The sequence below is a fragment of the Candidatus Venteria ishoeyi genome, from assembly GCF_030378065.1.
GTDB lineage: Bacteria > Pseudomonadota > Gammaproteobacteria > Beggiatoales > Beggiatoaceae > Venteria > Venteria ishoeyi.
Genome location: NZ_JAUCGJ010000010.1, coordinates 77988 through 102618, shown reverse-complemented (window position 1 = coordinate 102618; position 24631 = coordinate 77988). Strand labels below are relative to the sequence as shown.

24 protein-coding genes and 1 pseudogene are annotated in these 24631 nt (G+C 45.0%); 9 read left to right on the top strand and 16 right to left on the bottom strand.

The window, feature by feature from the left end; genetic code table 11:
* Together QUF61_RS18175 and QUF61_RS05015 are read left to right on the top strand one after the other, a co-directional pair.
* On the top strand, nucleotides 1-66 hold the full coding sequence (locus tag QUF61_RS18175; RefSeq protein WP_407080045.1) for a DUF3696 domain-containing protein: 66 nt from the start codon (nucleotides 1-3) through the stop codon (nucleotides 64-66).
* On the top strand, nucleotides 60-992 hold the full coding sequence (locus tag QUF61_RS05015) for a hypothetical protein (protein WP_103918914.1): 933 nt from the start codon (nucleotides 60-62) through the stop codon (nucleotides 990-992). Before QUF61_RS18175 ends, QUF61_RS05015 begins: the two co-directional genes overlap by 7 nt.
* Before the next feature lie 313 nt (nucleotides 993-1305).
* Here QUF61_RS05015 and QUF61_RS05010 read toward each other — a convergent pair whose 3' ends face one another.
* The 5 genes and pseudogenes from QUF61_RS05010 to mltF all read right to left on the bottom strand — a co-directional run.
* Entirely contained in the window at nucleotides 1306-3192 is a 1887-nt protein-coding gene (locus QUF61_RS05010) for an ATP-binding protein (protein WP_289680801.1), read from the bottom strand.
* Nucleotides 3193-3207: 15 nt separating this feature from the next.
* The gene (locus QUF61_RS05005) at nucleotides 3208-3591 is read right to left on the bottom strand and encodes a hypothetical protein (RefSeq protein WP_289680800.1); all 384 of its coding nucleotides are present in this window, start codon (nucleotides 3589-3591) and stop codon (nucleotides 3208-3210) included.
* 139 nt (nucleotides 3592-3730) lie between these two features.
* Entirely contained in the window at nucleotides 3731-3937 is a 207-nt protein-coding gene (locus QUF61_RS05000; RefSeq protein ID WP_289680799.1) for a hypothetical protein, read from the bottom strand.
* A 483-nt stretch (nucleotides 3938-4420) separates the two neighbouring features.
* Entirely contained in the window at nucleotides 4421-5146 is a 726-nt protein-coding gene (gene hda / locus QUF61_RS04995) for a DnaA regulatory inactivator Hda (protein ID WP_289680797.1), read from the bottom strand.
* A gap of 50 nt (nucleotides 5147-5196) precedes the next feature.
* Nucleotides 5197-6627: pseudogene (mltF, locus tag QUF61_RS04990) on the bottom strand (membrane-bound lytic murein transglycosylase MltF); the annotation flags it as partial.
* Between the two features lie 301 nt (nucleotides 6628-6928).
* On the opposite strand from mltF, the gene QUF61_RS04985 reads away from it, so the two are divergent.
* The 3 genes from QUF61_RS04985 to QUF61_RS04975 are packed head-to-tail and all read left to right on the top strand — an operon-like array spanning nucleotide 6929 to nucleotide 9166.
* Nucleotides 6929-7318 carry a RidA family protein gene (locus QUF61_RS04985; RefSeq protein WP_103918976.1) on the top strand — a complete coding sequence of 130 codons (390 nt, stop codon included), beginning with the start codon at nucleotides 6929-6931 and terminating at the stop codon, nucleotides 7316-7318.
* 8 nt (nucleotides 7319-7326) lie between these two features.
* Nucleotides 7327-8520, top strand: coding sequence for a tyrosine-type recombinase/integrase (locus QUF61_RS04980; RefSeq protein WP_289680795.1), 1194 nt, complete (start codon nucleotides 7327-7329; stop codon nucleotides 8518-8520).
* Nucleotides 8513-9166 carry a PulJ/GspJ family protein gene (locus QUF61_RS04975; RefSeq protein ID WP_103918974.1) on the top strand — a complete coding sequence of 218 codons (654 nt, stop codon included), beginning with the start codon at nucleotides 8513-8515 and terminating at the stop codon, nucleotides 9164-9166. The genes QUF61_RS04980 and QUF61_RS04975 overlap by 8 nt, the downstream gene beginning before the upstream one ends.
* Before the next feature lie 626 nt (nucleotides 9167-9792).
* Here QUF61_RS04975 and QUF61_RS04970 read toward each other — a convergent pair.
* The 6 genes from QUF61_RS04970 to QUF61_RS04945 all read right to left on the bottom strand — a co-directional run bounded on the left by QUF61_RS04970 (nucleotide 9793) and on the right by QUF61_RS04945 (nucleotide 15390).
* On the bottom strand, nucleotides 9793-11577 hold the full coding sequence (locus QUF61_RS04970) for an extracellular solute-binding protein (RefSeq protein ID WP_289680794.1): 1785 nt from the start codon (nucleotides 11575-11577) through the stop codon (nucleotides 9793-9795).
* Nucleotides 11578-11635: 58 nt separating this feature from the next.
* The gene (locus QUF61_RS04965; protein WP_103918972.1) at nucleotides 11636-11878 is read right to left on the bottom strand and encodes an FmdB family zinc ribbon protein; all 243 of its coding nucleotides are present in this window, start codon (nucleotides 11876-11878) and stop codon (nucleotides 11636-11638) included.
* Nucleotides 11879-11980: 102 nt separating this feature from the next.
* Nucleotides 11981-12724, bottom strand: coding sequence for a heme ABC transporter permease (locus tag QUF61_RS04960; protein ID WP_103918971.1), 744 nt, complete (start codon nucleotides 12722-12724; stop codon nucleotides 11981-11983).
* Between the two features lie 319 nt (nucleotides 12725-13043).
* Nucleotides 13044-13721, bottom strand: coding sequence for a heme exporter protein CcmB (gene ccmB / locus QUF61_RS04955; protein ID WP_103918970.1), 678 nt, complete (start codon nucleotides 13719-13721; stop codon nucleotides 13044-13046).
* 1 nt (nucleotide 13722) lies between these two features.
* Entirely contained in the window at nucleotides 13723-14139 is a 417-nt protein-coding gene (locus QUF61_RS04950) for an OsmC family protein (RefSeq protein WP_103918969.1), read from the bottom strand.
* A gap of 180 nt (nucleotides 14140-14319) precedes the next feature.
* Nucleotides 14320-15390: a hypothetical protein gene (locus QUF61_RS04945; RefSeq protein WP_289680792.1), complete on the bottom strand. Its 1071-nt coding sequence runs from the start codon at nucleotides 15388-15390 to the stop codon at nucleotides 14320-14322.
* 134 nt (nucleotides 15391-15524) lie between these two features.
* On the opposite strand from QUF61_RS04945, the gene QUF61_RS04940 reads away from it, so the two are divergent.
* A complete protein-coding gene (locus QUF61_RS04940) occupies nucleotides 15525-15650 on the top strand; it encodes a hypothetical protein (RefSeq protein ID WP_289680790.1) in 126 nt (41 codons plus the stop codon).
* A 28-nt stretch (nucleotides 15651-15678) separates the two neighbouring features.
* On the opposite strand, the gene QUF61_RS04935 is transcribed toward QUF61_RS04940, so the two are convergent.
* From QUF61_RS04935 to vapB, 3 genes are all read right to left on the bottom strand, one after another.
* Entirely contained in the window at nucleotides 15679-16794 is a 1116-nt protein-coding gene (locus tag QUF61_RS04935) for an Lcl C-terminal domain-containing protein (RefSeq protein WP_289680788.1), read from the bottom strand.
* 473 nt (nucleotides 16795-17267) lie between these two features.
* The gene (vapC, locus tag QUF61_RS04930; RefSeq protein ID WP_289680786.1) at nucleotides 17268-17669 is read right to left on the bottom strand and encodes a type II toxin-antitoxin system tRNA(fMet)-specific endonuclease VapC; all 402 of its coding nucleotides are present in this window, start codon (nucleotides 17667-17669) and stop codon (nucleotides 17268-17270) included.
* The gene (gene vapB, locus QUF61_RS04925; protein ID WP_289680784.1) at nucleotides 17666-17914 is read right to left on the bottom strand and encodes a type II toxin-antitoxin system antitoxin VapB; all 249 of its coding nucleotides are present in this window, start codon (nucleotides 17912-17914) and stop codon (nucleotides 17666-17668) included. The genes vapC and vapB overlap by 4 nt, the downstream gene beginning before the upstream one ends.
* Before the next feature lie 184 nt (nucleotides 17915-18098).
* Here vapB and QUF61_RS04920 point away from each other — a divergent pair, with 184 nt between their 5' ends.
* From QUF61_RS04920 to QUF61_RS04910, 3 genes are all read left to right on the top strand, one after another.
* Nucleotides 18099-18932 carry an esterase/lipase family protein gene (locus QUF61_RS04920; protein WP_289680782.1) on the top strand — a complete coding sequence of 278 codons (834 nt, stop codon included), beginning with the start codon at nucleotides 18099-18101 and terminating at the stop codon, nucleotides 18930-18932.
* A gap of 134 nt (nucleotides 18933-19066) precedes the next feature.
* Nucleotides 19067-20809, top strand: a complete 1743-nt coding sequence (locus QUF61_RS04915; protein ID WP_103918965.1) for a vWA domain-containing protein — start codon at nucleotides 19067-19069, stop codon at nucleotides 20807-20809.
* A 7-nt stretch (nucleotides 20810-20816) separates the two neighbouring features.
* Nucleotides 20817-21641 carry a hypothetical protein gene (locus QUF61_RS04910; RefSeq protein ID WP_103918964.1) on the top strand — a complete coding sequence of 275 codons (825 nt, stop codon included), beginning with the start codon at nucleotides 20817-20819 and terminating at the stop codon, nucleotides 21639-21641.
* Here the strand turns inward: QUF61_RS04910 and QUF61_RS04905 are convergent.
* Together QUF61_RS04905 and QUF61_RS04900 are read right to left on the bottom strand one after the other, a co-directional pair.
* Nucleotides 21629-22744, bottom strand: a complete 1116-nt coding sequence (locus QUF61_RS04905) for an anhydro-N-acetylmuramic acid kinase (RefSeq protein WP_103918992.1) — start codon at nucleotides 22742-22744, stop codon at nucleotides 21629-21631. The genes QUF61_RS04910 and QUF61_RS04905 overlap by 13 nt on opposite strands.
* A gap of 16 nt (nucleotides 22745-22760) precedes the next feature.
* A complete protein-coding gene (locus tag QUF61_RS04900; protein WP_289680780.1) occupies nucleotides 22761-24356 on the bottom strand; it encodes a peptidoglycan DD-metalloendopeptidase family protein in 1596 nt (531 codons plus the stop codon).
* Nucleotides 24357-24631: the final 275 nt, after the last annotated feature.

Sequence of the window (24631 nt, the reverse complement as noted above, 5' to 3'; positions counted from 1 at the left end):
ATTGATAACTGGCCCATTGGTTTTTTTGATGAATGGGACAATCAACTGGATAAATTATTATGGTAAATTTCTCTATTTTCAATGAACTGTCGTTACCACTGCAAGCACATACTGCACAGGCTAATTTTATCAATTTTTTTCAATTATTAGTTGAATTAAAGCAACATGGTTTTAGCAAAATCAGAATGAGTAATGATTTTAAACATTATCACATTCTAAATACAACAAATTTCCCACAATTTATAGGACAACAAACAGATAGAGAATTTAAAACAAGATTAAAAAGCTTTATTGCTAATACAATCATTACGATTGAAACACCAATTATAAAAGAACAAGAGTCAGCACAATTCAACCACCTAAATTATTGTGAATATTTTTATAAAAATCAAGCAACAGATGGTGGTTTAGCCTGTGGTGATATTTGGAATACAGTAGTGGTTAGTTTTTTTACCCATGCACAATGGAGCACTGATAATGTAGTTTTAAACAAAGAAACTTTAAAAGATGATGGCTGTATAGAGGAAACTTTAATCTCTGTAAAACACACCTCAAATTGTGGACATATTAAGTCTCATAAAAATTTTTTTGATGCTATAGAAATAGAAAATAGACTCAATATTACCCAAGATAATTTTTGGGATAATCGAGATAGCTACTTTCCTAAAAAAATAAAATTTTGCCCAGAAATTGAGTCCCAAATAAAAAACCTGGATAAAACAATATTTCAACATGCTATTAGCCTGTTACGGGATATTGAAACTAATCGAAAATTAATCACTGATTTTAATTATAGTGGGGAAAGTACGACAGTTCATACCAATCCAGAATTAAGAAAAATAAGATTATTTACAATTTCAGGTGAAAAAGTATTTATTGAAAACCATATAAAAAGCCTCCCTCACGGAAACAGGATTTATTTTATTGAACAGAAATCTGTCATTTATATTGGTTATATCGGTAAGCACTTAAAAGGCAAAAGAGATAAATAAACTAAAAAGGACTTATGCAATTATTAAAAACAGGTATAGACAGAATAGAAATTTCAGAACTATTGGCAATAATTGCTAGAGATGAAGACAGCAAGCAACCCGGATGAAAGGAAGCAGAATCCAGGATTAAAGAACATTATTCCCCGGATTTCGTAAACTCCATCCGGGCTACTCACTGCTTGTTCTATAAGCCAGTCGGATTTTATAAACCAGACCGGAACGTTTGCAGCCGCTTAAATTTCATTTTGGTGTTTGACGAGTGGAAACATTCCTACAAACCTACATCAACTCACCGCAACCCCGTTAGGGTTATTTAGGGTGTGTAATTACTCCGCCGCTTTAATAACTTCGCGCTCATGCCCTGCACTTCTTTTAAGGTTTCTGAAACCTCTTTCAAGCGATTCCATAACACCAAATCCATGCGCGACTTACGCTCAAAACTGTGTACTATCGGTAACAGCGTTTCATCAATCATTGCCACCAATTGCTGTACTGCGGTATCCATACCGGCAGGCAACTGATTCACCACCTGTACATTAGGTTCCGGCTGCGACAGGCTTACGGGTTTGAAGTCTTTCAGCGCCTGACTGAAATGTTTTAGCAAGGCCGCTGTATCCTGTGTACCGGATGATTTTTGTGTGGCTTGTTGCAATGCTTTTTGAATGCCTGCAAGCTGTTTGGTCACGCCTTCCAGCGCAGGCTGTAAAATTTCTGCTGTGGGCATCTCAGCCTGTGATGTTGAATCAATACTATCCGCCGTTGGCGTTGTACTCAAGGTTTGATTAATCTGTTTAAGCTGATCACCGAGCAGACTAAGCTGATTAATCACCTGCTGCGTTGGGTCTTGATCCGGATCACCCAGACTCTGCCGCCGGTTAAACTGGTTTTTAATCGTCTGCCAACGCTGTTTTTCTGCTGAACTCATGATGCCGCGCAGTTCCGCCAGTTTCAGCAGATTTTCCTCAGCCCCTGAGGTCAGGGTTTGCGCCTCGCCCTGATAATGATCAGTAATCAGGTTTTCCAGTTCTTCCTCATTCATCACTGCAACCACTTTTTCCGCCAGCTTATTCATGTTGCGGTAACTGCCTTGCAACTTAAACGGTGGCTCGGTGCGGTACTCATTGGCCTGAGCCGCAGAGGCGATATATTGCTGATTCACTTTCAATAGCACTTCCTGCACCCGGAACAACTTACGCAATACCGCCAAAATTTCATTCAGTTCCGTTGCGCCATAAGCATGAGAAAACTCCGAACCCGGTACTTCTTCGCCCTGCGCCAGACGAATCAAACGGTAGACATCTTCGGGATCGCGGTTTGCCAGCGGCGCTAACACCTGATTGGAGGTTAGGGCATTTTCCAGATAACTCAGGGCAAACGCCTGTTCGCGCCCACTAAGCACATCACCCAGATTATAAATATCGGCACGGTTTGCCAGCATGTCAGGAATTTTAAAGGTCTCGCCAGATTCCGTATAAGGATTACCCGCCATCGCAATACAAAAACGCTTGCCGCGCAAATCATAGGTTTTGGGCTGACCGCGCCACACGCCTTCAATCTTGCGCTGGGCATCCGCCATGGAAATAAACTTCTGCAAAAACTCCGGGTTACTATGCTGAATATCATCCAGGTACAGCATGACGTTATTGCCCATCTCCAAAGCCAGATTAAGCTTTTCCAGTTCCTGTCTGGCGGTGGCGTTAGGCGCTTCCTGCGGGTCAATAGACACCACGCTATGGCCCAGGGTCGGGCAGTTGATTTTCATAAAAATCAGGCCCAGGCGCTGTGCCAGATATTCCATCAAGGTGGTTTTGCCATATCCCGGCGGTGAAATCAGCAATAACATACCCATTAAGTCGGTACGTTTACTGTCACCCGCCGCGCCCATTTGTTTGGCAAAGTTATCACCAATAATCGGCAGATACACCTCGTTGATTAAGCGATTACGCACAAAACTGGACAAGGGCACAGGCTTAAAACTTTCCAGACGCAAAGCCTGACGCTCCTGCGTAATGATTTGCTGGCGCAATTGCCGATATGCCTGAAACGCGGGCACAGTTTCCTGATGATATTGGCGCAAATCCTGTAAAAAACTGTCGAGTTGCAAACTCAGGCTGCGTTGCTTGATTTTGCGATGCTGACCCAGCAGATTTTCCAGGGTTTGTTGCGTGCTTGCAGCGTTGGTAATCCGGCTTAGTTTCATTGTGATAAATCCAGGTTATTCTGCTGGTTTTTCCATATTTTTAATGGCTTTGGTAATGCCTTTACAATTTGTCTGGTACGCTTTCACGGCAGCTTTGAGTTCATCTTTTTCTTTGCGCCAGGCTTCTGAGCGCGGCTTGGTAATCAATTTTTGCCACTGCTTGTTACTTAATTCAGCCTGCTCATCTACCGGCTGATCGATTGTTGCTTTTACTCTATTGACTGTGTCCAAAAAATCATCGCTGGCTTCCTCAAGGTTTTCAACGGCATCCGCACAGGCTTCCATTTTGGATTTTACCGCACTTGGTTTTGTTCCTGCCAACACTTCTGACTGACAGCACAATACGAAAGTGGATATAAACACCAGGCTTGTCATGAATACTCTGATATTATTTTTCATTATTCTCCCCTTCTACCCTGTTTAATTTCTTACGCAGCGCACATTGGCACCACCCATAAAATTAATCTTATCGCCTGTGCTAACTTAGATCAGACAATAAATTTAGCGTGTAGGTCGTATAAGCGTAGCGTCATACGACTTAATGGCGGTATGCCTTATCCGCCTTACCACATTCCTGTAATTCTCCAGATGATTCTAAATCAGGAAAATCAGGAATAGCACCAGCGAAGCGTTGAATGAATTCATGTGTCGATAAAGATTTGTTATCACCCACATGGGACTCGACTGGCAGTACAATAATTTCAACCTCCCGATAGGCATCGAATTCTGACGGTAATTGGATCATCAGTTGATGATTTAGATTAGGAGTGAGGATGAAATAAATACAGAAGCTGGGCGCAGGATTTTTGTTCATTTTCAAGGCGTGAAAACAGGCGCATAGCAAGCTATGTAACTGTTTTCATAACGCAGAAAATGGAGAAAAAGACCAGCCAAGTTGCTGAAGTTATAAAATTCTCGCTCCTTAGTATAAACTTTGTGTAAAGCTAACATTTCAGACGTACCTTGTTGAGCCAAGCAGGGTGGGCGTTGTCTGTCCAATAAACTTTGTATTGGCACTGAAATCAACACAGACAATGCCCACCATTTTTTCCACACCCTTAAAATGGTGGGCAAAATGCCGATTAAGACTGTATAAAAAACAAATTATACGGCGGTATTTCGCCTACCCTACTAAGGCTGCCATAGATTATCTAAAATATAGATTTTCAGGGTTCAAACTGCCAAACCAAGCCCCGAAAACACCTCAGCAAGCACCATAGCCCGTAAATCACTCGCCTGAAAATCTATCGTTCAGCACCTCGCGGATAAAAGGGATACTCAAACGCCGTTTTTTTGCCAGTGAGGCATAATTCAGTTTATCCAGATAAATAATTAATTGTTTTAAGTTTTCCGGGTGATGTGATAATAAATAATCCGCAACCTTATCAGGCAACGATAAACCCAGGCTGGTTGCATATTTTTGTAAAATGATGCGTTTACAATTTTCCGGCAAAGGTTCTAGTTTGAAGCTATAACCCCAGCTCAGACGGGAAACCAAATCCTCCAGGTTTAGCCCCAGAGACTGCACTTGAGTATTAGCTGTTATCAGTAATGGCACCTGATTTTCATGCAGACGATTAAATAATCCGAACAAAGCCTGTTCCCATTCCAATAACATGGCTGGTGATGAGCTTGTAATCTGCTGAATATCATCAAGGCACACCAGATCTACGGTTTCCAGGCCATCAAGCGCGTCAGGTGAAATGTGTTGCAATTGACTGAATGGCAAATAAACCGGTATTTGATTGCGTGCGGAGGCGTACTGGCTGGCGGCCTGTAATAAGTGGCTTTTACCCGTGCCGCTTTCCCCCCATAGATACATGGAGAGTTCTTCTTTTTTATCAAGCACCTGTAACAGTGTTTGATAAACAGTTTGGTTGCTTTTAGCAATATAATTACTAAAAGACTGGGAAGGGACTTGCCAGCGAAAAGCCAGAGGAAGTTGAGCAGACATTAGATTCCTGCAACGTAAAAGATTTTATTGTGCAATAAATACAGATTTTTTTAAAGTGTGGGCGTCTTAATATCCAGCAATTTTTTTGCTGCTGCCTCTTTTTCTGCCGATGTGCTGACAGTGGGTTGCTCACGTTTTAACACATCATAAAAATTGCGTACATTTTTGACATACGCCACCGCTTCAAAACCACGCGCATAACCATGTTTGGTCTGTCTGTGCCAATGCGGTTGACTGAGTTTATACAAATAGGAGCGCACTTCATGCCAGAAAGCAGGGTTTTTTCCCTGCTTGCGGGTGAGTATGCGCGCATCAGCCACATGCCCTGGCCCAATATTATAGGCGGCAACCGCCATCCAGGTGCGATCAGGGCCGGTAACGTTTTCCGGTACCCGTTTTAACAGAAAATTGATATAACGCGCACCACCAATAATGCTCTCAAAAGGATCGGTGCGGTCTTTGATTTTCATGCGTTTTGCCGTTTCCTGGGTCAGCATCATCAAGCCTTTGACTCCGGTATAAGATACCGCATCAATTTTCCAGTGTGATTCCTGATAAGCAACAGCGGCCAGCAAACGCCAGTCCAGGTTGTATTCTTTAGCCGCCGCTTCAAACGCGGCTTGATAGGTAGGCAAAAGTGATTTTATTTTTTGTTTGAAGACGCGGATGTTGTAATAATTAAAATCTTCCGTATGACCGTAATAGCGATCAACCAATTGTTCAAGTTCCCCGCTTTGACGCAGGCGGTTAAAAAATAAAATAGAGGCCAGATAGAGGCTTTCATCCTGCCCAAAACGCGGGAATATCCAGGACAGGTTTTGGCCTTCAGAAAGTAAAAAAGCTTCTTTAATATCGGGATACAGACCCTGTGCGCGTTTGAGTTCATATTCACTGGCAATGGTGAAATTAATATATTGCTGTGCCACCTGTGCCAGCATCTGCCGGGTATTTTGTTCCGTGCTGGCCTTCCAGTGCAAACTGATATCCGGGTAATCCTGCTGCAATTTATGCACTTGTTCTTCATATAGTGAATTTGCCGGTACCAGCAGACAAGTGTCTGTCATCTCTCCGAGTTGCTTCAGATTGCGCGGCCTGTGTGTACCGCGCTTATAAATGACATATAAAGAGGCATATTGGTAATTAGGCCCCAGACGGATGCTGCTCTGATAGTTATCCGTTGCAATTAAACCTGGCGCGGCAAAATGCACCCGGCGCTTGATGACTAAAGGCAAGATATCTGTATTTTTTTCTGGTAGCACAAATTCTGCCTTAACGCCTAATGCCTGCGCAAAACGCTGTACCAGTTCATATTCCAAACCGGCAATCTGGCCTTCGCTATCCTGGTAATAAGTCGTTAAATTACGCCGCGTCGCAACCCGCAACACGCCTTCTCTTTGCACCTGCTGCAACAAATTTTCAGTAGGTGTGGCAAAAGTGTATATAAACCCAAATAAAACTGTTAGTAAAAATTCCACAAGCTTAACAACATATAGATGCTGAGTTTCGACATTTTGGGATAAAAAAACCTTATGTCGAACTCATATTAAATATAAATTCAGATTAGGTAACTCGCAGCGAGTTACCTTATTATACGCTTTTTAATAACAGATATTATGTAGCTGCTATTTTTTGTATAACACAAGTTTGGCAAGGCACAAATGAGAAGCAGCATGAAGCACAAGCCGTTTTTTTCGCACTTCAAACCTTCAAAACCTGCGAAAAAGAAGCTTTTGCGTAACACCTGTTATAATTCTGCTCAAAACCACTTACAAGGATACTGAAATGACCTATGATGTTATAAGCACAAATGATGCCCCCCAAGCCATTGGCACCTATTCGCAAGCTGTTCGCGCAGGGGATACGGTGTATCTCTCTGGACAAATCCCTTTAGTACCTGAAACCATGACTTTGGTTGAAGGTGATATGGCACAGCAGATTCGGCGGGTATTTGATAACCTCCAGGCCGTTACCAAGGCAGCAGGTGGAGACTTAAATAACATCGTCAAATTAAATATCTTTCTGACCGATTTGAGCCATTTTGCTTTGGTTAATGAAATCATGGCAAGCTATTTTCAGCAGCCATATCCTGCGCGTGCAGCGGTGGGTGTTGCAGCCTTGCCTAAAGGCGCTGCGGTTGAAATGGATGCAATTATGGTTGTTAATGCTGGCTGAAATTCAATATGACAGAAAATCGCTTCAGCTTTACTGCCGCTAAACTTAACAAACTGCCAGTGCCGGAGAAGGGCAAACGGCGTTATTATTACGACACCAAAGTGCAAGGCTTAGGTGTTGCCATCACCGGCATGGGTACAAAAACCTTTATCGTTTATCGTAAAATTAACGCTAAACCAGAGCGCATTACCCTGGGCCGCTTTCCCGATGTCCCCCTGGATGAAGCCAGGGCGCAGGCTTTTGAAGTGAATGCCGCGATTGCCCGTGGTGAAAACCCCAATGACAAACGCCGCCGCATCCGCGAAGAATGGACGCTAACAGCATTGTTTGAGCGTTATATGCAGGATTACGCACGTCCACATAAACGTTCCTGGCAGGAAGATGAGGCCCAGTTTCAACGTTATTTGCAGGATTGGAAAAATCACAAACTCTCAAGCTTAAAAAAAGTTGAGCTGCAAAACCTGCACACCCGCATTGGCGAAGAACACGGAAAATATGCTGCAAACCGTCTAATTTCTCTGTTGCACAGTGTTTTTGAAAAGGCCATAGAATGGGGTTGGGACAGTGAAAACCCGGTGACACGGATTAAGAAATTTTCCGAGCAATCACGCACCCGTTTTTTACAGGCTGATGAATTACCGCGTTTTTTCAGCGCCCTGGAAAATGAGCCTAATCACACCCTGAAAGATTATATCTGGTTATCATTACTCACCGGTGCAAGACGCGCCAATGTCTTGGCTATGCGTTGGCAGGAAGTTAATCTGGACGCGGCATTCTGGCAGATTCCCCGCACCAAAAACGGCAGCGCCCAACGCCTGCCATTAATGCCGGAAGCCGTTGCCATATTAAAAAATCGACAACAATTACACGGACAGCAGGTATTTGTTTTTCCTGCCAACAGCAAAAGCGGGCATTTTACCTCACCGCAAAAAGCCTGGAAAAACTTGCTAAAAAAAGCTGAAATTGAAGATTTGCGCTTGCATGATTTGCGGCGTTCATTGGGCAGTTGGCAGGCGGTGACGGGCGCAAATATTTCCGTGATTGGTAAAACCCTGAATCACAAAACCCTGGCGGCAACAGAAATCTACGCCCGTTTGGATCTCGATCCGGTGCGCCAGGCAATGGAAGTGGCAACACAGGCAATGTTAAGCCATCGAGAAACAGAAGCAACAACAGCACAAGCTGATAATAGTAATGAATAACAATCGTGGGTTTACGCTGCTGGAAATGTTGGTGGTATTGGTAATTACCAGTTTAGTCAGCATGTTGTTGTTTCACAGCCTCAGTTACGTGCTCAATTTACGCACACGTTTTTTCGAGCAATTAGAAGGCTTGCAAACCGGCACCATGCAACAATACTGGTTTCGCAGCAGCACGGCGGCAATTATTCCCGATTATGAAAAAACACCTCATGTTTTTCAAATGCATGATGCCATGATTTTTCAAGGCAATGAGCAAGGGTTTTCCGGCCTGACGCTGGCGGCTCTGGATCAGGAAAGTGGTATTCCAACACAATTTGGCTGGATTTTAGCGCAAGATAGCGGTATCTATACCTTAACTTATAGTCCCCAGTCTAAAGTCACAGCTTATGGTGTTGCCACGGATAAGCCTGCGAGCTGGCCGATATTACGCTGGGAAGGAGAAACAGCATCGTTTCCCGTAGGGTTTCGTTACCTGCACATGGACGGCAGTTGGCAAGAGACTTGGCCGCCACCCTCAGTAAAAGCCGTCAATCAATTACCGGAAGCGATTTTATTTAATGGCTATTATCAACAGCAGCCATTAACCTGGATCGTACGCATTGATGGCAGCAAAACAACGCCACAGGATGTGCGGCATGAGTGGTAGGGCAATCGTATCAATTAACACCAATAATCAATAAGTTACATGCGACTCCGATTTACCGGATATGCTCACCCCAGTCTCATCAATGAGTAGCTGGCGAGATATAGGTGGTACCAATAACTTAAAAAACTAAACAACCACCCGCTAAAAGACGGGTGGGTTAGAGCATTTGGCGGCTGAAAGCCGAGATACAGGGCGGACAAGCCCTGTTGTTTAGCCCCAACGGGGCGCATTAATATAGCCAGGGGTAACACCCCTGGAATTGTATCCGTGCCATTCACGCCCTGAAAGGGCAAATTAAAATATTGCAATCATTTTAACCTGCCCTTTCAGGGCGTAAACGTGTCATTCTCTACCTTGGGGCGTTGCCCCAAGCTATATTAAAATACCCCTTTGGGGTGTTAGTGTTAAAACCCATATTTTAAGTTTTACCGTTAAACATCAGAGATAAATCTGTTCGCCTGAAAGGCGAAGGTTTTAACCTTGTGCATGGAAAATAAAGGTTATGTAACCTCTTTGTTTTTCAAGGAAAATTAATGCGATCACCCTGGCATAAGCGGGGGGATTAGACGATGCTATTTCTCCCGCAAAGATGCTGATATGCCCGTAAACCGTAAACCGTAAACCGATTATTGCACCCACCAGGTATTTCTCACAACCCCCTCGCCATTCGGATAATACAAGGGCAACTGCCGGGGGCGACCAAAACGATTTTGATACACCACGCGATGTCCATTGATATACCACTGCGGCACCAGATAGTCACCCTGCAACAAGACCCGATCCAGGGCGCGGCTTGCCGTGCGTAGCGCATCGTAACTGTCGGCTTCAATTAAGTTCTCGACTAGCTGATCGATAGCGGGATGCTTAACGCCCAGGTAATTATTAGAGCCTTTGCGCGCAAATGCCTGACTATGCCAATAGTTTGCCTGCTCATTACCCGGCGATTGCGACTGTGGAAAGCTCATCACCACCATGTCGTAATCAAAATTATCCAGATGTTTTTTGTATAAAGCGCGGTCAACTGTGCGATATTCAACTGCAATACCCAGTTTTTTTAAGTTTCGGGCAAACGGCGCAACAATACGCTCAAAAGCCTTGTCCATCAGAATAATTTTGAAATGAAAAGGTTTACCCTGGGCATTGTGTAAAACCTGTCCACCGTTAGTGACTTTCCAACCAGCGGCATTGAGTAATTTTTTAGCCTGACGCAGGTTCATACGCAAGCTACCGGGTTTTGCTGTTGTTACCGGCTGCCAAACCTTGCTAAATACCGCATCAGGCAAATGCTTGCGTAATGGTTCTAATAACTGTAACTCTTCTGCATCCGGCAAACCACTGGCAGCCAGCTCGCTGTTACTAAAATAGCTGTCACAGCGGGTATATTGATTAAAAAATAAATTCTGATTAGTCCATTCAAAATCAAAAGCCAGGTTTAATGCCCGGCGCACCTGAATATCCTGAAACAGCGGCTTGCGCAGATTAAAAATAAAAGCCTGCATCCCCGCATTGTTTTTATGTGGCAAAATCGTTTTGATCAGTTTCCCGCGCTCGAATTTTTCACCTTCAAGATCGCGCGCCCATTGCCGGGAGCTACTGATGTCCAGAAAGTCAAAATCTCCCGCTTTCAGTGCCTCTAAAGTAATTTCCTGATCTTTGTAATATTTATAATGTACTTGAGCAAAATTAAAACGGCCTTGGTTGACGTTAAGATGCCAGCCCCAGTAATCATCGCGGCGCTGATAAATCACATCTTTGCCGGTTTTATGTGACAACAGCAGATAAGGGCCGCTGCCAATAGGCGAGCTAGTCACCTTATCCAGGGTTTTATCCATCAACCAATCCCGTGAAAACACCGGTAGTTGTCCGATAATCATGTGCAGTTCACGATTAACCTGCTTAAAATGAAAGCGCACCCGCGCATCATCCAGCACTTCACAGGCACTAATATCACGCCAATAAACCTGGTAATGTGGATGTCCTTGAGGGCCGGTCAGGCTTTCAAAAGAAAATTTAACATCGGCTGCCAACACTGGCTTGCCATTGGCAAATTTTGCTGCCGGGTTCAGATGAAAAGTGACCGACAACTGATCGCCTGCCAGTTCAACATCATCTGCCAGCAGGCCATACATGCTAAACGGCTCATCCTGGCTGGTTGCCATCAGCGTTTCCACCAATAAGCCAGAACCTTCTGCGGCAATGCCTTTTAACACATAAGGATTAAATGAATCAAAACTGCCACGCGCCGATAAGGTGATTTTGCCACCTTTAGGCGCGTTAGGATTCACATAATCAAAATGCTTGAAGCCAGCCGGATACTTTGGCATTGCCCCCAGCGCCACGCCATGTACTGCCCAGGCTTTGGAAAAAAGGGCTAAACCCAGCAATAAAATAATAAAAGTGGCTTTGAACATAAGTCAATTAAAAGCTTGTAATAAAAATTACCATTAAGAAAATGCGTTTAGTGTTTTCTTAAGCGCAGCCGCAACTACCGCCGCCACAACCGCCACCACCACCAGAAGCAGGCGGGGTGCTGTTTTTAAAATCAGTCTCATACCAGCCGCCGCCTTTTAAGCGAAAACCTGCCGCAGAAATACGTTTTTTTAAAGTCTCTTCGCCACAAGAAGGACAAACGGTTTCTGGCTCATCACTCATTTTTTGAATAATTTCCAGCTCATGTTTACAAGCATCACAAGCATATTCATAAATAGGCATATCTCTGAATCTCCTCAAATATTAAGATCAGGGTTAAAAATAATTCCACTATTGTGAGGGGGCGATGAACAAAAATCAATCCATGAAATATTTCATCGCAGCTTAAGAACGCGCCGTGCTGATAACTTCCTGTACCCAACTGCTGTTACGCTCACGCTCTAGCAGTTCAGTTCTCGCGCTCATCATTAATACCGCCGCATAATAGAGTTTGAAAGCAACCGCCATTAATAATAAAGGAATCAACATGTCGATATGGATGGAAGGGCCACTCATTTTCATGACAGTTGTACCCTGATGCAATGTGTTCCACCATTCCACAGAATAATGAATAATCGGGATATTGACCACGCCAACCAGAGCCAGCACAGCAGAAGCGCGCGCAGCGTTACGCGGGTCTTCAATGGCGTTGTTTAAGGCAATGACACCAATGTATAAAAAGAACAAAATCAGCTCGGAAGTCAGGCGACCATCCCAAATCCACCAGGTACCCCACATGGGTTTACCCCATAAAGAACCAGTGACCAGTGCCAGAAAAGCAAAAGAGGCACCGATAGGGGCAGAGCTTGCAGCGATGATTTCCGAAAGTTTAGTGCGCCAGATTAACCCCACGCCACCGGCAATTGCCATCACAATATAGATAAACATCGACATCCAGGCGGCAGGTACATGCACAAACATAATGCGGTAGCTGTCACCCTGCTGATAATCCATCGGCGCGACAATCAAGCCGTAATACAAACCCGCCACGCATAAAATCAGAAAGCTCCAGTTAAACCAGGGAATCAGTTTCCCGGAGAACTCATAAAAACGCTGGGGTGATGCCAGTTTAATTAACCATTTCCACATCGTGATAATCCTCATTCAAACTTGAAACTAACGTCTGTTATTTTCAATAAAAACTGCTTAAATTCAGCACATGCTATCAATAACCTAGCTTACATCGAACTCAGCCTAGTACATCAGCAACATTCTATTGTCGGGCTTCATACCAAAGACCTGACAGGTTTTTAAAACCTGTCAGGTCTGCACTTCCGTCAAAATAAGCTTGCTGATGTACTAGTACAGTAACTGGTAAAAACAAATAATAACTTCAGGACTGGTAGTCCTTAAAGGACTGCCAGTCCTACGGTATTTATTTTATCCTCACTCCTTAGTGTTCGCTGTACTAGTTCAAAGAGATGCGCAACGCGCTCGCAGTTGCCAGCGGCGTTAATGTCAGTGCCAGCACTAATAATGCGCCAAGAAAAAACAATTGTCCTGATACGTCCATGCCAATTGCCGCATTATTGACGGCGTTGGCTGCAAAAATCAAAACCGGAATATATAAGGGCAACACCAGCAGCGATAATAAAACGCCACCGCGTTGCAAGCCAACGGTTAAGGCCACGCCAATTGACCCCACCAGACTCAACACCGGTGTCCCCAATGCCAAAGTAAATATCAAAGTCCAGGTAGATTCTGCGGGTAGAAACATCACCACCCCTAAAATCGGCGCAATCAGAATCAGCGGCAATCCTGTAACCAGCCAATGCGCAAATACCTTAGCCAATACCATTAAAGACAAAGGGTAAGGACTCAGGCTGAGTTGTTCTAAAGCACCATCGTCATAATCGGAGCGAAACAGGCTATCGAGCGACAGCATGGCGGCTAACAGCGCAGCGACCCAGATAATGCCGGGGCCAATCACTTGCAGGGTTTTGGAATCCGGCCCCACGCCCAGCGGAAATAAACTGACAACAATAACAAAAAACAGCAGCGGATTAGCAAGCTCGCCCCGATGCCGGTAAGCCAGCGTCATATCCCGTTTGAGCAATACCCAGAATGCATGTAAGGCTTCATGCATCTTATTGGATCTCAAAGCTGTGAGTAATTTCAGCCGTTTTGCACAGCATTTGCGCCACTGAGCAATATTTTTCCGCAGAGAGTTCGATGGCGCGTTCAACCTGCTTAGGCTTAAGGTCTTCCCCGCCAACCACGAAATGCATATGAATCTTGGTATAAACTTTGGGATCTGCTTCCGCACGATCACCTGAAACCTGAATTTCCAGCCCCGTCATCACCTGACGGCTTTTTTCCAGAATATGGCGAATATCCAGCGCCGTACAACCACCCAATCCCATCAGGATAAGTTCCATCGGCCTCGTGCCTAAATCCTGTCCACCCACTTCCGGCGGGCCATCAAGCACAATTGCGTGACCGCTGCCAGATTCTGCCATTAAAGTGGCACCTTCAATCCATTTGATTTTTGCTGTATTTGTCATGATTTTTTATTTGTTCAAAAATGAAAAGCCGTATTTTAACTGATATAGGCACAATTAATAGTGAATTATTGGCAATTTTTAGCCACCGTGCGACTAAAAAATGATGGATAACACCCCTTCAAGGGGGTGTTATCCGTAAAACTATTTTCACTGATTTCAATATGGGTGGGGCTTATCAGGTTATTCTTCCGAAGAATAACCTAACAATTCCTGCACCGTCCGCTCATCCAGAATCAACAAATCCAAACCGGCAATGGCTGCAACCAAATCATCCATGCTGCCAATCGCATCACGCAATTCCGCAAACTGGCGCAAATCCCGCAGGGTTTCCAGTTGGGTTTTTGCCATATCGCGTTTGTGTTTTATCAGTCTTTGTTTGCTTTTCAACGTATTCAGAATATTTTGCTGTGTTGTCATTTCCTTTTGCAGATCATTCCATGCTTCCAGGGTTTGGGTGTTTGCCCGTGCCATGAGTCGCAGGCTTTCCCGTTCCTTATCGGCCTGCACGGTATTGAGCAAGCCCTCTTTTTGCAGTTGTTCGGTTTCATTAAGACGCACAGCAATATCTTTGACCCTGGCATCCACCCGTTTTTTGGTATCCTGATGCAACTTGTCAATAGCGGACTTTCCATCCAGCGTCACACTATCTATCAATTCCAAGACAATATCTGCCATTTCATAAATATAAATTGCCTGCGTCATATAGATTTTTTCTTTTTGTTTACGATTTTTAGTTGTGCCAGCCTGTTGTTTCAGGGTCTTGTTGATATTGGTCAACATTTTAATTGCCAGCGCGGCACTGTGAACCGAAACGCTATTGGAAAGATTGGCTTTTAATAACTGTTCACGTTTTTCATTGAGTTTGTCAGAAAGATTGGGATTTTTTTCATAACGAATATCCCCCTTGTCCGTCAAGGTTAAAGCCCCGCTATGACCACCGCTCACTTCAATATCAGTTGCCACAACCCGTATTAATAAACGTATGGTCTGGCGAATTTCAGCAATATCGGCATCAATGGCTTTGGGAATGTCGCTGAAACTGCGGATATGGGTGCTTAACACAAAGGGTTTGATATTATCATCATGCTTTGAGTCGGTGCTGTTGGCAATACCCTTTAATTCCTTAATTTTATTACGTACCATATTTTCCAGGCGTTTTTCCGCCTGCTCGGCATAGGAATTAGCCTGTGCCAGCGGTGAAATAATCAGAGTGGAAGATGTTAGTAACAGTATTAAAAACCAGTATTTCATGTTTATTTTTTCCTGTGTTTGCCTGTATTTAATTGTGGGTAGAGACGTAGCACTGCTACGTCTCAATTCAGATAAAACATAACAGTTAGTTGAAGCCCCCTGTTTTGTGGCTTCGTTCAGGTAGAGTTGTTGCAGTGCAACGGCTCTACATTAATAATCATTTATTACATGCTGATGCCTTGCTATCTGATTTAACAGATGTGCCGGGATTTTTACAAAATTTCCTGAAATATCTGTTTCAAATTCTACTGCGTACATGATTTTTTCTAAAAATGCAAAAAGCAAAGGTCACTGTCCGTCGCGCACCAGGCGAACGTGCCGGCTGTAGCCACGGTCGCCGTAGCCGTCGGCCCCAAGGCCGAAGCTCACGCCCCAGGCGTCGCCTGAAAGGGCGGCATAGGGCGAGCCTGACCAGACAATACTTGTAGGCGCATCAGGAAATACCGCATGTACCAATGTTGGTTTTTTATAATTTCCATCACACATAAAGTGCGCCTTATTGACATCAGGATTAAAATAATCCGGTTTGCCACTACTGCAATACACCAAACTTCGCAACTCTGTGATAGTCGGTATGCGCCAATCATCAAGTCCGGCAAAATTAGCAGTTTGCCTCGTTGCATCTTGCCATTTAAATGCCCCTGCTTTGCCCGAACATCCCTGCCCAGTCCATTGCTGTCCGATCAAACAGCGCATCCACATCAAGCCTGTCACCGTATCCACTGCCGTGCCATTGTCATTAACGATATAACGCTTGATACTTTTGTCGTTAGTGCTGCCCACTATGGTATTGTTAGCAGCAGTTATTTTGCTGTTATCACGGTTACTTACCGAATAGTGTTTACCACCCGCACTCAAGGCAATATTCCATTGCAGGTTTTGATTGACCCCGTGTATGCTGATAAAAAGTGGATGAGTTTTCTGCTGGCTGAAAATAGCTTCTGCTGTTTGATAGGGAATATTGATAATACCTGTTTTTTGCTTCAGTCCGCTTATTAATGTTTTGACTTCCTTTTTCCAGACAAGTTTTAGCGTCATAATTTGGTGGTCTGCATCATAAGCCGTCATGGTGCCGATGCCTGCCTGATAATTTTTATCCCCTTGTTTTGCTGCCGTGTTGATTTTTTTCTCCAGTGCGGTAGTTTTGTTTTGCACTCGTTTTTGAAAATTAGCCGTTGGCTCAAAAACACCTTTTTTCATGGCACGAATGGTAGATACTTTCCGGGTAATAATACGCCATTGGTTCTTTTCACTTGAAGGCAATACTGGAGTAGGCACTACCGGAGCAGGAAGAGCACTTCTGTTTCGTAGATACTCACCAACAGCACCATTGTCTGCCAGCGCAATACTGCCCCATAAGCTGAAAATTAATGCAATAAACGTAACTACTCGATAAAATAACATTAATTACCTCCTTTTTTACATGGTATAGCTAAAATGTACCTTTGTTGATACAAGCATCTCGCTTGTTTCAAGGGATAACACCGCTTGAAGCGGTGCTATCTGGGGTGGTGAAAATCTCTCAAATTATTTCCAGATTGTTCAGTCACTTTTTGTTCCACACGCCCCAAAGGGGCATTTTAATATAGCCTGGGGCATCGCCCCAGGGTAGAGAATAGTACGATTGCGCCCTGAAAGGGCATATTAAAATGATTGCAATATCTTTAAATTGCCCTTTCAGGGCGTAAACGGTGAAAATACACAATCCAGGGGTGCTACCCCTGGCTATATTAACGCGCCCCGTTGGGGCTTAATTCGGAATAAAAACGAACTAATTTCATCTTCTAAAGATAGCAAAATAATGATGATTTTCACCATCCCAGGTGCTATCCCTACGGGATTCTGAACAATGACCATTTTACCTGCCTTTATCATAGTCAAACTATCCAGTTCTCAAGCACCAGTCCCTCAACACGGGAAAATTCCTTGGTATTATTTGAAACCAAACAAGCACTTTCCGCAAGTGCATGTGCCGCAATCAGCATATCCAATGATCCAATGGGTGTTCCCATTTTTTGCAGCTTTGCACGTATATTGCCATAAACCTGATTGGCGGCATCACCATAAGTCAGTTCGGTAAAAGGCTCAAGAAAACACTTTAAGATCAGGGTGTTTTTATCGACTTGCTGACTTTTAAATACGCCAAACCATAATTCTGAAATCACAATGGAGGAAAGAAAAAATTCTTGCCCATGAAGGGAAAGCATTTTTTCACGCACACAGGCTGGTTTTCCTTTCATCAAATAAATGCAGGTATTGGTATCCAGCATATATTTCATTGAAAAAAATCATCCAGTTCAGGGCGTTTTTGTACGGGTGGCTGCTCTCTGTCAATCATAAAATCTTCGGCAACAGATAATTTATCCAGCTTTTCAAACATTTGCTGCCATTGATTGACAATGGGTACAAGCACAATGCTATTGCCTTGCCTGCTAATTTCTACCTCATTGCCTTCCAGCCGGAATTCTTTTGGCAGACGCACAGCCTGACTTCTGCCATTCATAAATAACTTTGCTGTTTTCATTATTTTTACCCCTGGTATATATTTATAGCTATAAATATATACCAGGGGTGTGAAAATAAGCAAGTTATCTGATAATAAAGCCGTAGCAGAGTTTCTTAAGCCTGATAGCTTCCCAGGCATTGATTTTGAAAATTAATATATTATAATTTACTAAAATACAATTTTTATAAAGGTGTATCTAATCATGAGTCAAATACGATTTATTTTCCGTTCTGTTTCTATCATGCTGTGTTTTTTATTGCTGAGTACTGCCAGTCGCGCAGATGTTCTGGTGCTGGTACATGGTTATCTGGGTTCGCCCCAATCCTGGGTTGACAGCGGTGTCATTCCTGTATTGGAGCAACATGGCTGGCGTACAAACGGTATACTGACGGCTTCGCCAAATGGTGTCACCCAGTTACCGGCTCAGCTAAAAAACAAAATCAATAATCAGATTTATCCCGTCAAGCTGCCTGCAACTGCGCCCATTGCATTGCAGGCCGATTTATTAAATAAAATGCTGCAATTTATCCAGCAGCAACATCCACAGGAAGACCTATCCATTGCCGCGCATTCAGCAGGTGGTGTGGTTGCCCGTATGGCTTTGATACAAAAAGACAGCCCCAAAATCAAAAGACTGATTACCATTGCCGCGCCACATTTGGGTACCTCGCGCGCAGAACAGGCGCTGAATGTCAGCCACAGTCCCTTTCCTCTCAATTTACTCACGGATTTAGTCGCAGCCCCGGAAATGGACTTGCTGCGCCATTCCAGCGGTTTGTTAGTCGATTTGAGCCGCCCACGCCCTGGTAATTTATTATTCTGGCTTAATCAGCAACCCCATCCTGATATGCAGTATTACTCTTTGGTGCGTGGTGATGCTTTTGCCTTATATGGGGATGATCTGGTGCAGGCTTACAGCCAGGACATGAATCTGGTACCTGCCTTACAAGGCCGTAGCACCCGTATTGTGGCACCGGGCGCACACAGTATGAACCCGCAAGATGGTTTATTACTTTTGCAGGTATTGAAATCGTAATAGTGGAATATGGCGCGATACCGCTCACATACTTAATAATGCTCACATCGCGCCTATTCCATCCTGCATCACTTGACAAAATGCGCTATGGATGTGACATTGCCTTTATCGTCATAGACACATAGAGATAAATCATGAACCGCACGCGCACAATTTTTTTTGTCATTATCGCGATTGTTCTGGGCGGCGTATGGCTGCTGAGTGATTCCCTGGTAGAACCACCGCAGCAACAAGCCAGCAAACCAGTACCTAAAGCGCAGCCCGCTATGCCTGCTGACAGCATTGAGCTAAGCATCGCTTCATCCAGCACCAAGCAAGCCTGGATGGAGGCAGTGGCGGCAAATTTTGCAAACAGCGGGCAAACCACCCGCAGCGGTAAAAAAATTGTCGTGCGGGTAAACCCCGTCTCTTCCGGCGGTTCGACTAAAGCCATTCTGGAAGGGCGTTTGAAGCCAACGGTATGGAGTCCCGGCAGTCGTTCCTGGGTATCGCAATTAAGCGATAGTTTGCGTCAACAGGGGCAGGCTACGATAATGAGTAAGCAATGCCAGGCCAGTATTTATACCCCGCTGGGTATTGCCATGTGGCGACCTATGGCGGAAGCACTGGGCTGGCCGGATAAACCCATTGGCTGGAAAACCATCGTAGAACTGGCCTCGGATGACACAGGCTGGGCGCGTCACGGACACCCGGAATGGGGCAAATTCCGCTTTGGTCACGCTCATCCAAAATATGGTAATTCCGGCTTGCTGACCATGACCTCATTTGTCTACGGCATTGCCGGTAAAGGCGATATTACACCGCGTCAGGCTTACACCCCGGCAGTGAAAAATGCGCTGAAAACCCTGGCACAAAATACCTCTAAATATGGTGTAGTGACAGAAGATTTGGTTAAACTCATGGTCAACGAAGGGCCACGTTATTTACATGCGATAGCTACCTATGAAGCGGAAGCAGTGAATATGAACCTGAAATATACCAAGCAACTGCGCTTTCCGGTTGCCTTTATTTTCCCCGCAGAAGGTGCATTCTGGGGTGATCATCCTTACTGCGTGCTGGATCAGGCCAATTGGGTCAGCCCTGAACAAGCTGAAGCCGCACAATTATTTTATGATTTCATGAACAGTGGTGAACAGCAAAAACTCGCCATTGACAAGCGCCTGCGCCCACTAGATACCAATATCGCACTACACGCGCCGCTGGACTTAGAACATGGCACCAATCCCGCTGTCACGCCTGAAACCGTTGCACCTTTGCCGGAACCCAGTGGTGAAATGGGGCAGGCGGTAATTGATGTATTTTTACAAACCAAACGCAAGGCCTCGGTGATCATGGCGCTGGATGTTTCCGGCAGCATGAATGGCGAGAAAATTCGTAGTGCCACCGAAGCCAGCGCCAAGTTTCTCAAACGCCTGCACCCGGATGACCGTATTGGGGTACTGACTTTTAACACTGACGTTACCACCTTGCAGGCACCCGCGCGGGTTGCCGATAATGTCGAGCAACTTGCCAACACCGTCCAAAATCTGCTGGTCAATGGCAATACCGCCTTACATAAGGCAGTTTGTCAGGCCACGGCGATGTTGCAGCAACAACGCAAGCGCGATCAGAAAACGGGTGACAGCCGTTTATATGGCGTGATTTTACTCTCTGATGGTGATGATACGGTCGGTCAGCCCAGTGAAAATGAAATGTTTGCCACTTGCCTGCCTGCCCATGCTGAAGCGGATGGGGTGAAAATTTACCCGATTGCTTTTGGTGAAGGTGCAAATCAAACCGTATTACAACGTATTGCCCAGGTCAGTGGCGGCAAGATGTTTGCCGCTTCACCGCAATCACTGGAAAAAATTTACCTGAAGATTTCTGCTGAGCAATAGGAACATCATGTCAACAGCAACTTCATTTCAGGATTTAGTCCGCCGCAATATTATTGAATATGCTTTTTTTCGCTGGGAAAGCGCGGTGATACTGGGCTTGACAGCAGGCGGCACTTTGCTCAGCGTCTATCTGAATGCTCAGGGCATCGTTCCTTCATGGCTGTGGGGCGGCAGCCTGGGCTTTGGCCTGCTCAGCGAAAGCTTGTTATTTTATTCCAGCATTACCGATACGGATAACAGCCGGATGATTATTGATCGCCTGCTACGCGAGCAATATTATCCCAAAGACCTCAAAAATCAACAGTTGCAAGCCCAAATCGACAAGGCTTTTGCCTATCACAGCCGCCTGGAAAGCCGCGTTAATCGCTGGCGTGACACCAGCTTAAAAGACCACCTCAACGAAACGGCAGAACAAGTGCGCGAATGGCTGAAAACCAGTTATACCCTGGCGCAACGCATTGATCGTTACCTCTCGGAATATGAATTACTTCAGGCCGACCGGGTTCATGCCAGCCAGCGTTTAAAAGTATTGGAACGACAATTTCAACAGGAAAAAGATCCCGGCCTGCGCAAACAGTTGGAAATCACCCAAGGCGGTTTACAGCGTCAGGTGGCTGCACTGGATAATGTGGACAACACCATGAAACAGGCCAAACTGCAACTGGAACACACCATCAGCGCCGTCGGTACGATTTATTCCCAAACCCTGCTGATTGAAGCCCGTGAACTGGATGGCTCGCGCCTGGGTCGGGTGCGCGAAGAAGTGGCGGGGGAAATTACGCAATTGAACGATATACTTTCTGCTATGTCAGATGTGTATCAAGACGTATAAACCCCACCCAAAACCAGCGGCTGGCGCGCGCCCGTCACTTGTGGCAGGTTCCCCGGTTTTTGCTGTAATCGTTGCTGTGCCAACCAGGCAAAACAGCAGGCTTCCACCCAATCGGGATCGATGCCGTGATCTTCAGTGGATTCCACCGGGCAGGGCGCTAACACCTGATTCAGTCGGGTAATCAGCAAGGGGTTGTGTACGCCGCCGCCACAAACCAGTAAACGCTGCATTGGTAGCTGGTTTAAAACCTGCGCAATACTTTGTATGGTTAAGTCAACCAGCGTGGCTTGCACATCTTCTGTCGCCAGTCCTGGGAAATCCTCCAGATAACGATCCAGCCAGGACAGATTAAAATAATCCTTGCCCGTACTTTTCGGCGCTGGCTGTTGGAAATAAGGATCGGATAACAAATGTGACAATAAATCAGCTTGTACCGTGCCGGTTTCCGCCCACAGGCTGTCGGTGTCTTGCGGCTGGCCCAGGTGACGTTGCGTCCAGGCATCTAACAGCGCATTGCCAGGGCCGATGTCATACCCGGAAACGGCTTGCTCCATGTCTTTAGGTAACAGCGTCAGATTGCTGATGCCGCCGATATTCAGTACTACCCTGTCTTCATCTTTCACGCGCCAGCGCGCGGCATGAAATGCGGGAGCCAAAGGCGCACCCTGTCCCCCGCCTGCCATGTCCATGCGCCGAAAATCTGCCACTGTGGTAATACCCGTGTGATAAGCAATTAAATTGGGATCACCAATTTGCCAACTGGTGGCAATATTGTGTTGTTTGGAAGGCGGCCAATGATACAGGGTTTGCCCATGACTGCCGATGGCAGTGATTTGATCCGGGGTGAAATCTGTTTTTCCCAGCAAGGCCATCACTGCCTGCGCAAATAAATAACCCGCTTCCTGATCCAGGGCTGCCAGTTGCTGAGCATAAACCGGTGCATCAGTCTGACTGAGTTCCAGTATCTGCTGGCGAAAGTTTGGCGACAGGGGTTGGTGGTGAGAGGCGATTAATAAGGGCGAGCGCGGAAAAAAATTGACCAGTACTGCATCAATACCGTCAGCACTGGTGCCTGACATCAAACCAATATAAAGTTCTAACATAAATAACTCAGATGACTTATTCAACGCTTAATGCGGAAGCTGTATTTAAGGCAACGCTACCTAAGGCATTTAATTGCGCCAGCACTGCCTGGGTTTGCTGTTGAAAATCTTTCACAAAACCCTTATCCATTGGCAATGATTTTGGCAATTTAACCGTCAGCGGGTTTTTATGCACGCCATTAACCCGGAATTCATAATGCAGATGTGGGCCGCTGGCTAAGCCAGTTTTCCCAACATAACCAATCAACTGCCCCTGTTTAACCCGTTGACCGGATTTCATCCCCTTGGCAAATGCATTCATGTGACCATATAAGGTGGTATATTTTTGAGCATGCTGCAAAATAATAGCATTGCCATAACCGCCTTTGCGTCCAATAAACTTAACTCTGCCATTACCTGCGGCATAAATTGGCGTACCCACCGGCGCACCATAATCAACACCTTTATGTGCGCGAATACGATTAAGCACGGGGTGTCTGCGGTTGGGGTTGAAATGAGAAGTCACGCGCCCGACTTTTACCGGCGTGCGAATAAAGGCTTTTTGCAGGCTGTTACCCGCAGGCGTGTAATAAGTGCTGGAGCCATCTGCGGCCTGATAACGTAAAGCACGAAAAACCTGACCGTTATTGATAAACTCAGCAGCGAGAATCGCGCCGGTTTTCACCTTTTTACCCTGGTGGTGTAATTCTTCAAAAACCACATTAAAACGATCACCACTGCGAATATCCAGGGCAAAATCAATATCCCAACTGAAGATTTTCATCAATGCCAGCACTTGTGCACTTGATAAATCGGCCTTTCTGGCTGAACCAAAAAAAGAAGATTGGATTTGTCCCGATGCTGTTTTTTGGCGGGTTTCCAGCGCTAATTCTTCAATTGTGCCAATAAATTTTCCGTTTTCATTACTGGCTTTAATCACCAGGCAATGTACCGGGCCGCTATGTAACTTTAATTGCTGTATATGTCCATCAGCCGTATGTAATATCTGGATTTTTTGTCCCAGACGTAAGCTCCTGAAAACTTTACGATGTTGTTTTAATTGTAGAATTTTATGTAAATCTTTACGATTTAGCTTATGTTGACTGAACAGCTTGGATAAACTGTCACCAGAGCGTATGGTCAGTTCCAGCCAGCGATCTTTTATTGGGCTTTCTACATTTAACGCCTGTTTGATTTCAGGTATTGCACTGACCACAATCGGCTTTGGCTGTGACAGTATTGTGGTGTGAGGCGCACTTGCTATGGATGCCGCACTTGCTATGGGGGTCGCGCTGGTTTGTACAGGCTCAGGTTTTGCCTTTGTCAGATTGATGCTGGGTGGCAGTTCTTGAGCCGGTGTAAAAGAGGCGCTGGAATGGTTCAACCACCAGGCCAGAGACAAACCCACCACGGAAATGCTCAGTGTAATAAATTTAGAACGGTGTATTTTGTGTGAAGAAGCCGCCTCAAAATGTGCTAAACCACGTTCCTGGTAATCCAGAAAAGGTGATGGTGGGTAGGCTGCATTTTTTTTTGATGAAAAAAAACCTGAAAACCAATTAGATTTTGCCTGTTTTTTAGACAACGGATGAGCCGACAATTGCTGCACTGGTTTATAGCTATACTTTAACAAAACTCCATAACCCTCTGTATTACAGTTAATTCGGTTGTTTTTATTATATCGAAACAGGCGATAAAATACCTTAAAAACACTGTGCTGGCAAGTCAATACCGACTAAGTTGTTACAAATAAACAACAAATAAACAACAAACAAACATAATTGTATATAAAACGGTTACAAGTAAAACTGCTACAATTTACCGTTTTCATACTATCAATCACGTAGCATGAATTGAAAGCAGCTTTCAGCGTCTTTAGCGCTGAATGAAGCCACACCAAATTCAGAA

Excerpts from the sequence above, each read along its gene's own strand:
- QUF61_RS04945 (WP_289680792.1), bottom strand. The coding sequence starts at position 15,390 with ATGAAATACTGGTTTTTAATACTGTTACTAACATCTTCCACTCTGATT.
- hda (WP_289680797.1), bottom strand. The coding sequence starts at position 5,146 with ATGTCTGCTCAACTTCCTCTGGCTTTTCGCTGGCAAGTCCCTTCCCAG.
- QUF61_RS05005 (WP_289680800.1), bottom strand. The coding sequence starts at position 3,591 with ATGAAAAATAATATCAGAGTATTCATGACAAGCCTGGTGTTTATATCC.
- QUF61_RS04950 (WP_103918969.1), bottom strand. The coding sequence starts at position 14,139 with ATGACAAATACAGCAAAAATCAAATGGATTGAAGGTGCCACTTTAATG.
- QUF61_RS05015 (WP_103918914.1), top strand. The coding sequence starts at position 60 with ATGGTAAATTTCTCTATTTTCAATGAACTGTCGTTACCACTGCAAGCA.
- QUF61_RS04905 (WP_103918992.1), bottom strand. The coding sequence starts at position 22,744 with ATGTTAGAACTTTATATTGGTTTGATGTCAGGCACCAGTGCTGACGGT.
- vapC (WP_289680786.1), bottom strand. The coding sequence starts at position 17,669 with ATGAAATATATGCTGGATACCAATACCTGCATTTATTTGATGAAAGGA.
- QUF61_RS04910 (WP_103918964.1), top strand. The coding sequence starts at position 20,817 with ATGTCAACAGCAACTTCATTTCAGGATTTAGTCCGCCGCAATATTATT.
- ccmB (WP_103918970.1), bottom strand. The coding sequence starts at position 13,721 with ATGCATGAAGCCTTACATGCATTCTGGGTATTGCTCAAACGGGATATG.
- QUF61_RS04915 (WP_103918965.1), top strand. The coding sequence starts at position 19,067 with ATGAACCGCACGCGCACAATTTTTTTTGTCATTATCGCGATTGTTCTG.
- QUF61_RS04965 (WP_103918972.1), bottom strand. The coding sequence starts at position 11,878 with ATGCCTATTTATGAATATGCTTGTGATGCTTGTAAACATGAGCTGGAA.
- QUF61_RS04975 (WP_103918974.1), top strand. The coding sequence starts at position 8,513 with ATGAATAACAATCGTGGGTTTACGCTGCTGGAAATGTTGGTGGTATTG.
- QUF61_RS04920 (WP_289680782.1), top strand. The coding sequence starts at position 18,099 with ATGAGTCAAATACGATTTATTTTCCGTTCTGTTTCTATCATGCTGTGT.
- QUF61_RS04960 (WP_103918971.1), bottom strand. The coding sequence starts at position 12,724 with ATGTGGAAATGGTTAATTAAACTGGCATCACCCCAGCGTTTTTATGAG.
- QUF61_RS05010 (WP_289680801.1), bottom strand. The coding sequence starts at position 3,192 with ATGAAACTAAGCCGGATTACCAACGCTGCAAGCACGCAACAAACCCTG.
- QUF61_RS04970 (WP_289680794.1), bottom strand. The coding sequence starts at position 11,577 with ATGTTCAAAGCCACTTTTATTATTTTATTGCTGGGTTTAGCCCTTTTT.
- QUF61_RS05000 (WP_289680799.1), bottom strand. The coding sequence starts at position 3,937 with ATGATCCAATTACCGTCAGAATTCGATGCCTATCGGGAGGTTGAAATT.
- QUF61_RS04985 (WP_103918976.1), top strand. The coding sequence starts at position 6,929 with ATGACCTATGATGTTATAAGCACAAATGATGCCCCCCAAGCCATTGGC.
- QUF61_RS04935 (WP_289680788.1), bottom strand. The coding sequence starts at position 16,794 with ATGTTATTTTATCGAGTAGTTACGTTTATTGCATTAATTTTCAGCTTA.
- QUF61_RS04980 (WP_289680795.1), top strand. The coding sequence starts at position 7,327 with ATGACAGAAAATCGCTTCAGCTTTACTGCCGCTAAACTTAACAAACTG.
- vapB (WP_289680784.1), bottom strand. The coding sequence starts at position 17,914 with ATGAAAACAGCAAAGTTATTTATGAATGGCAGAAGTCAGGCTGTGCGT.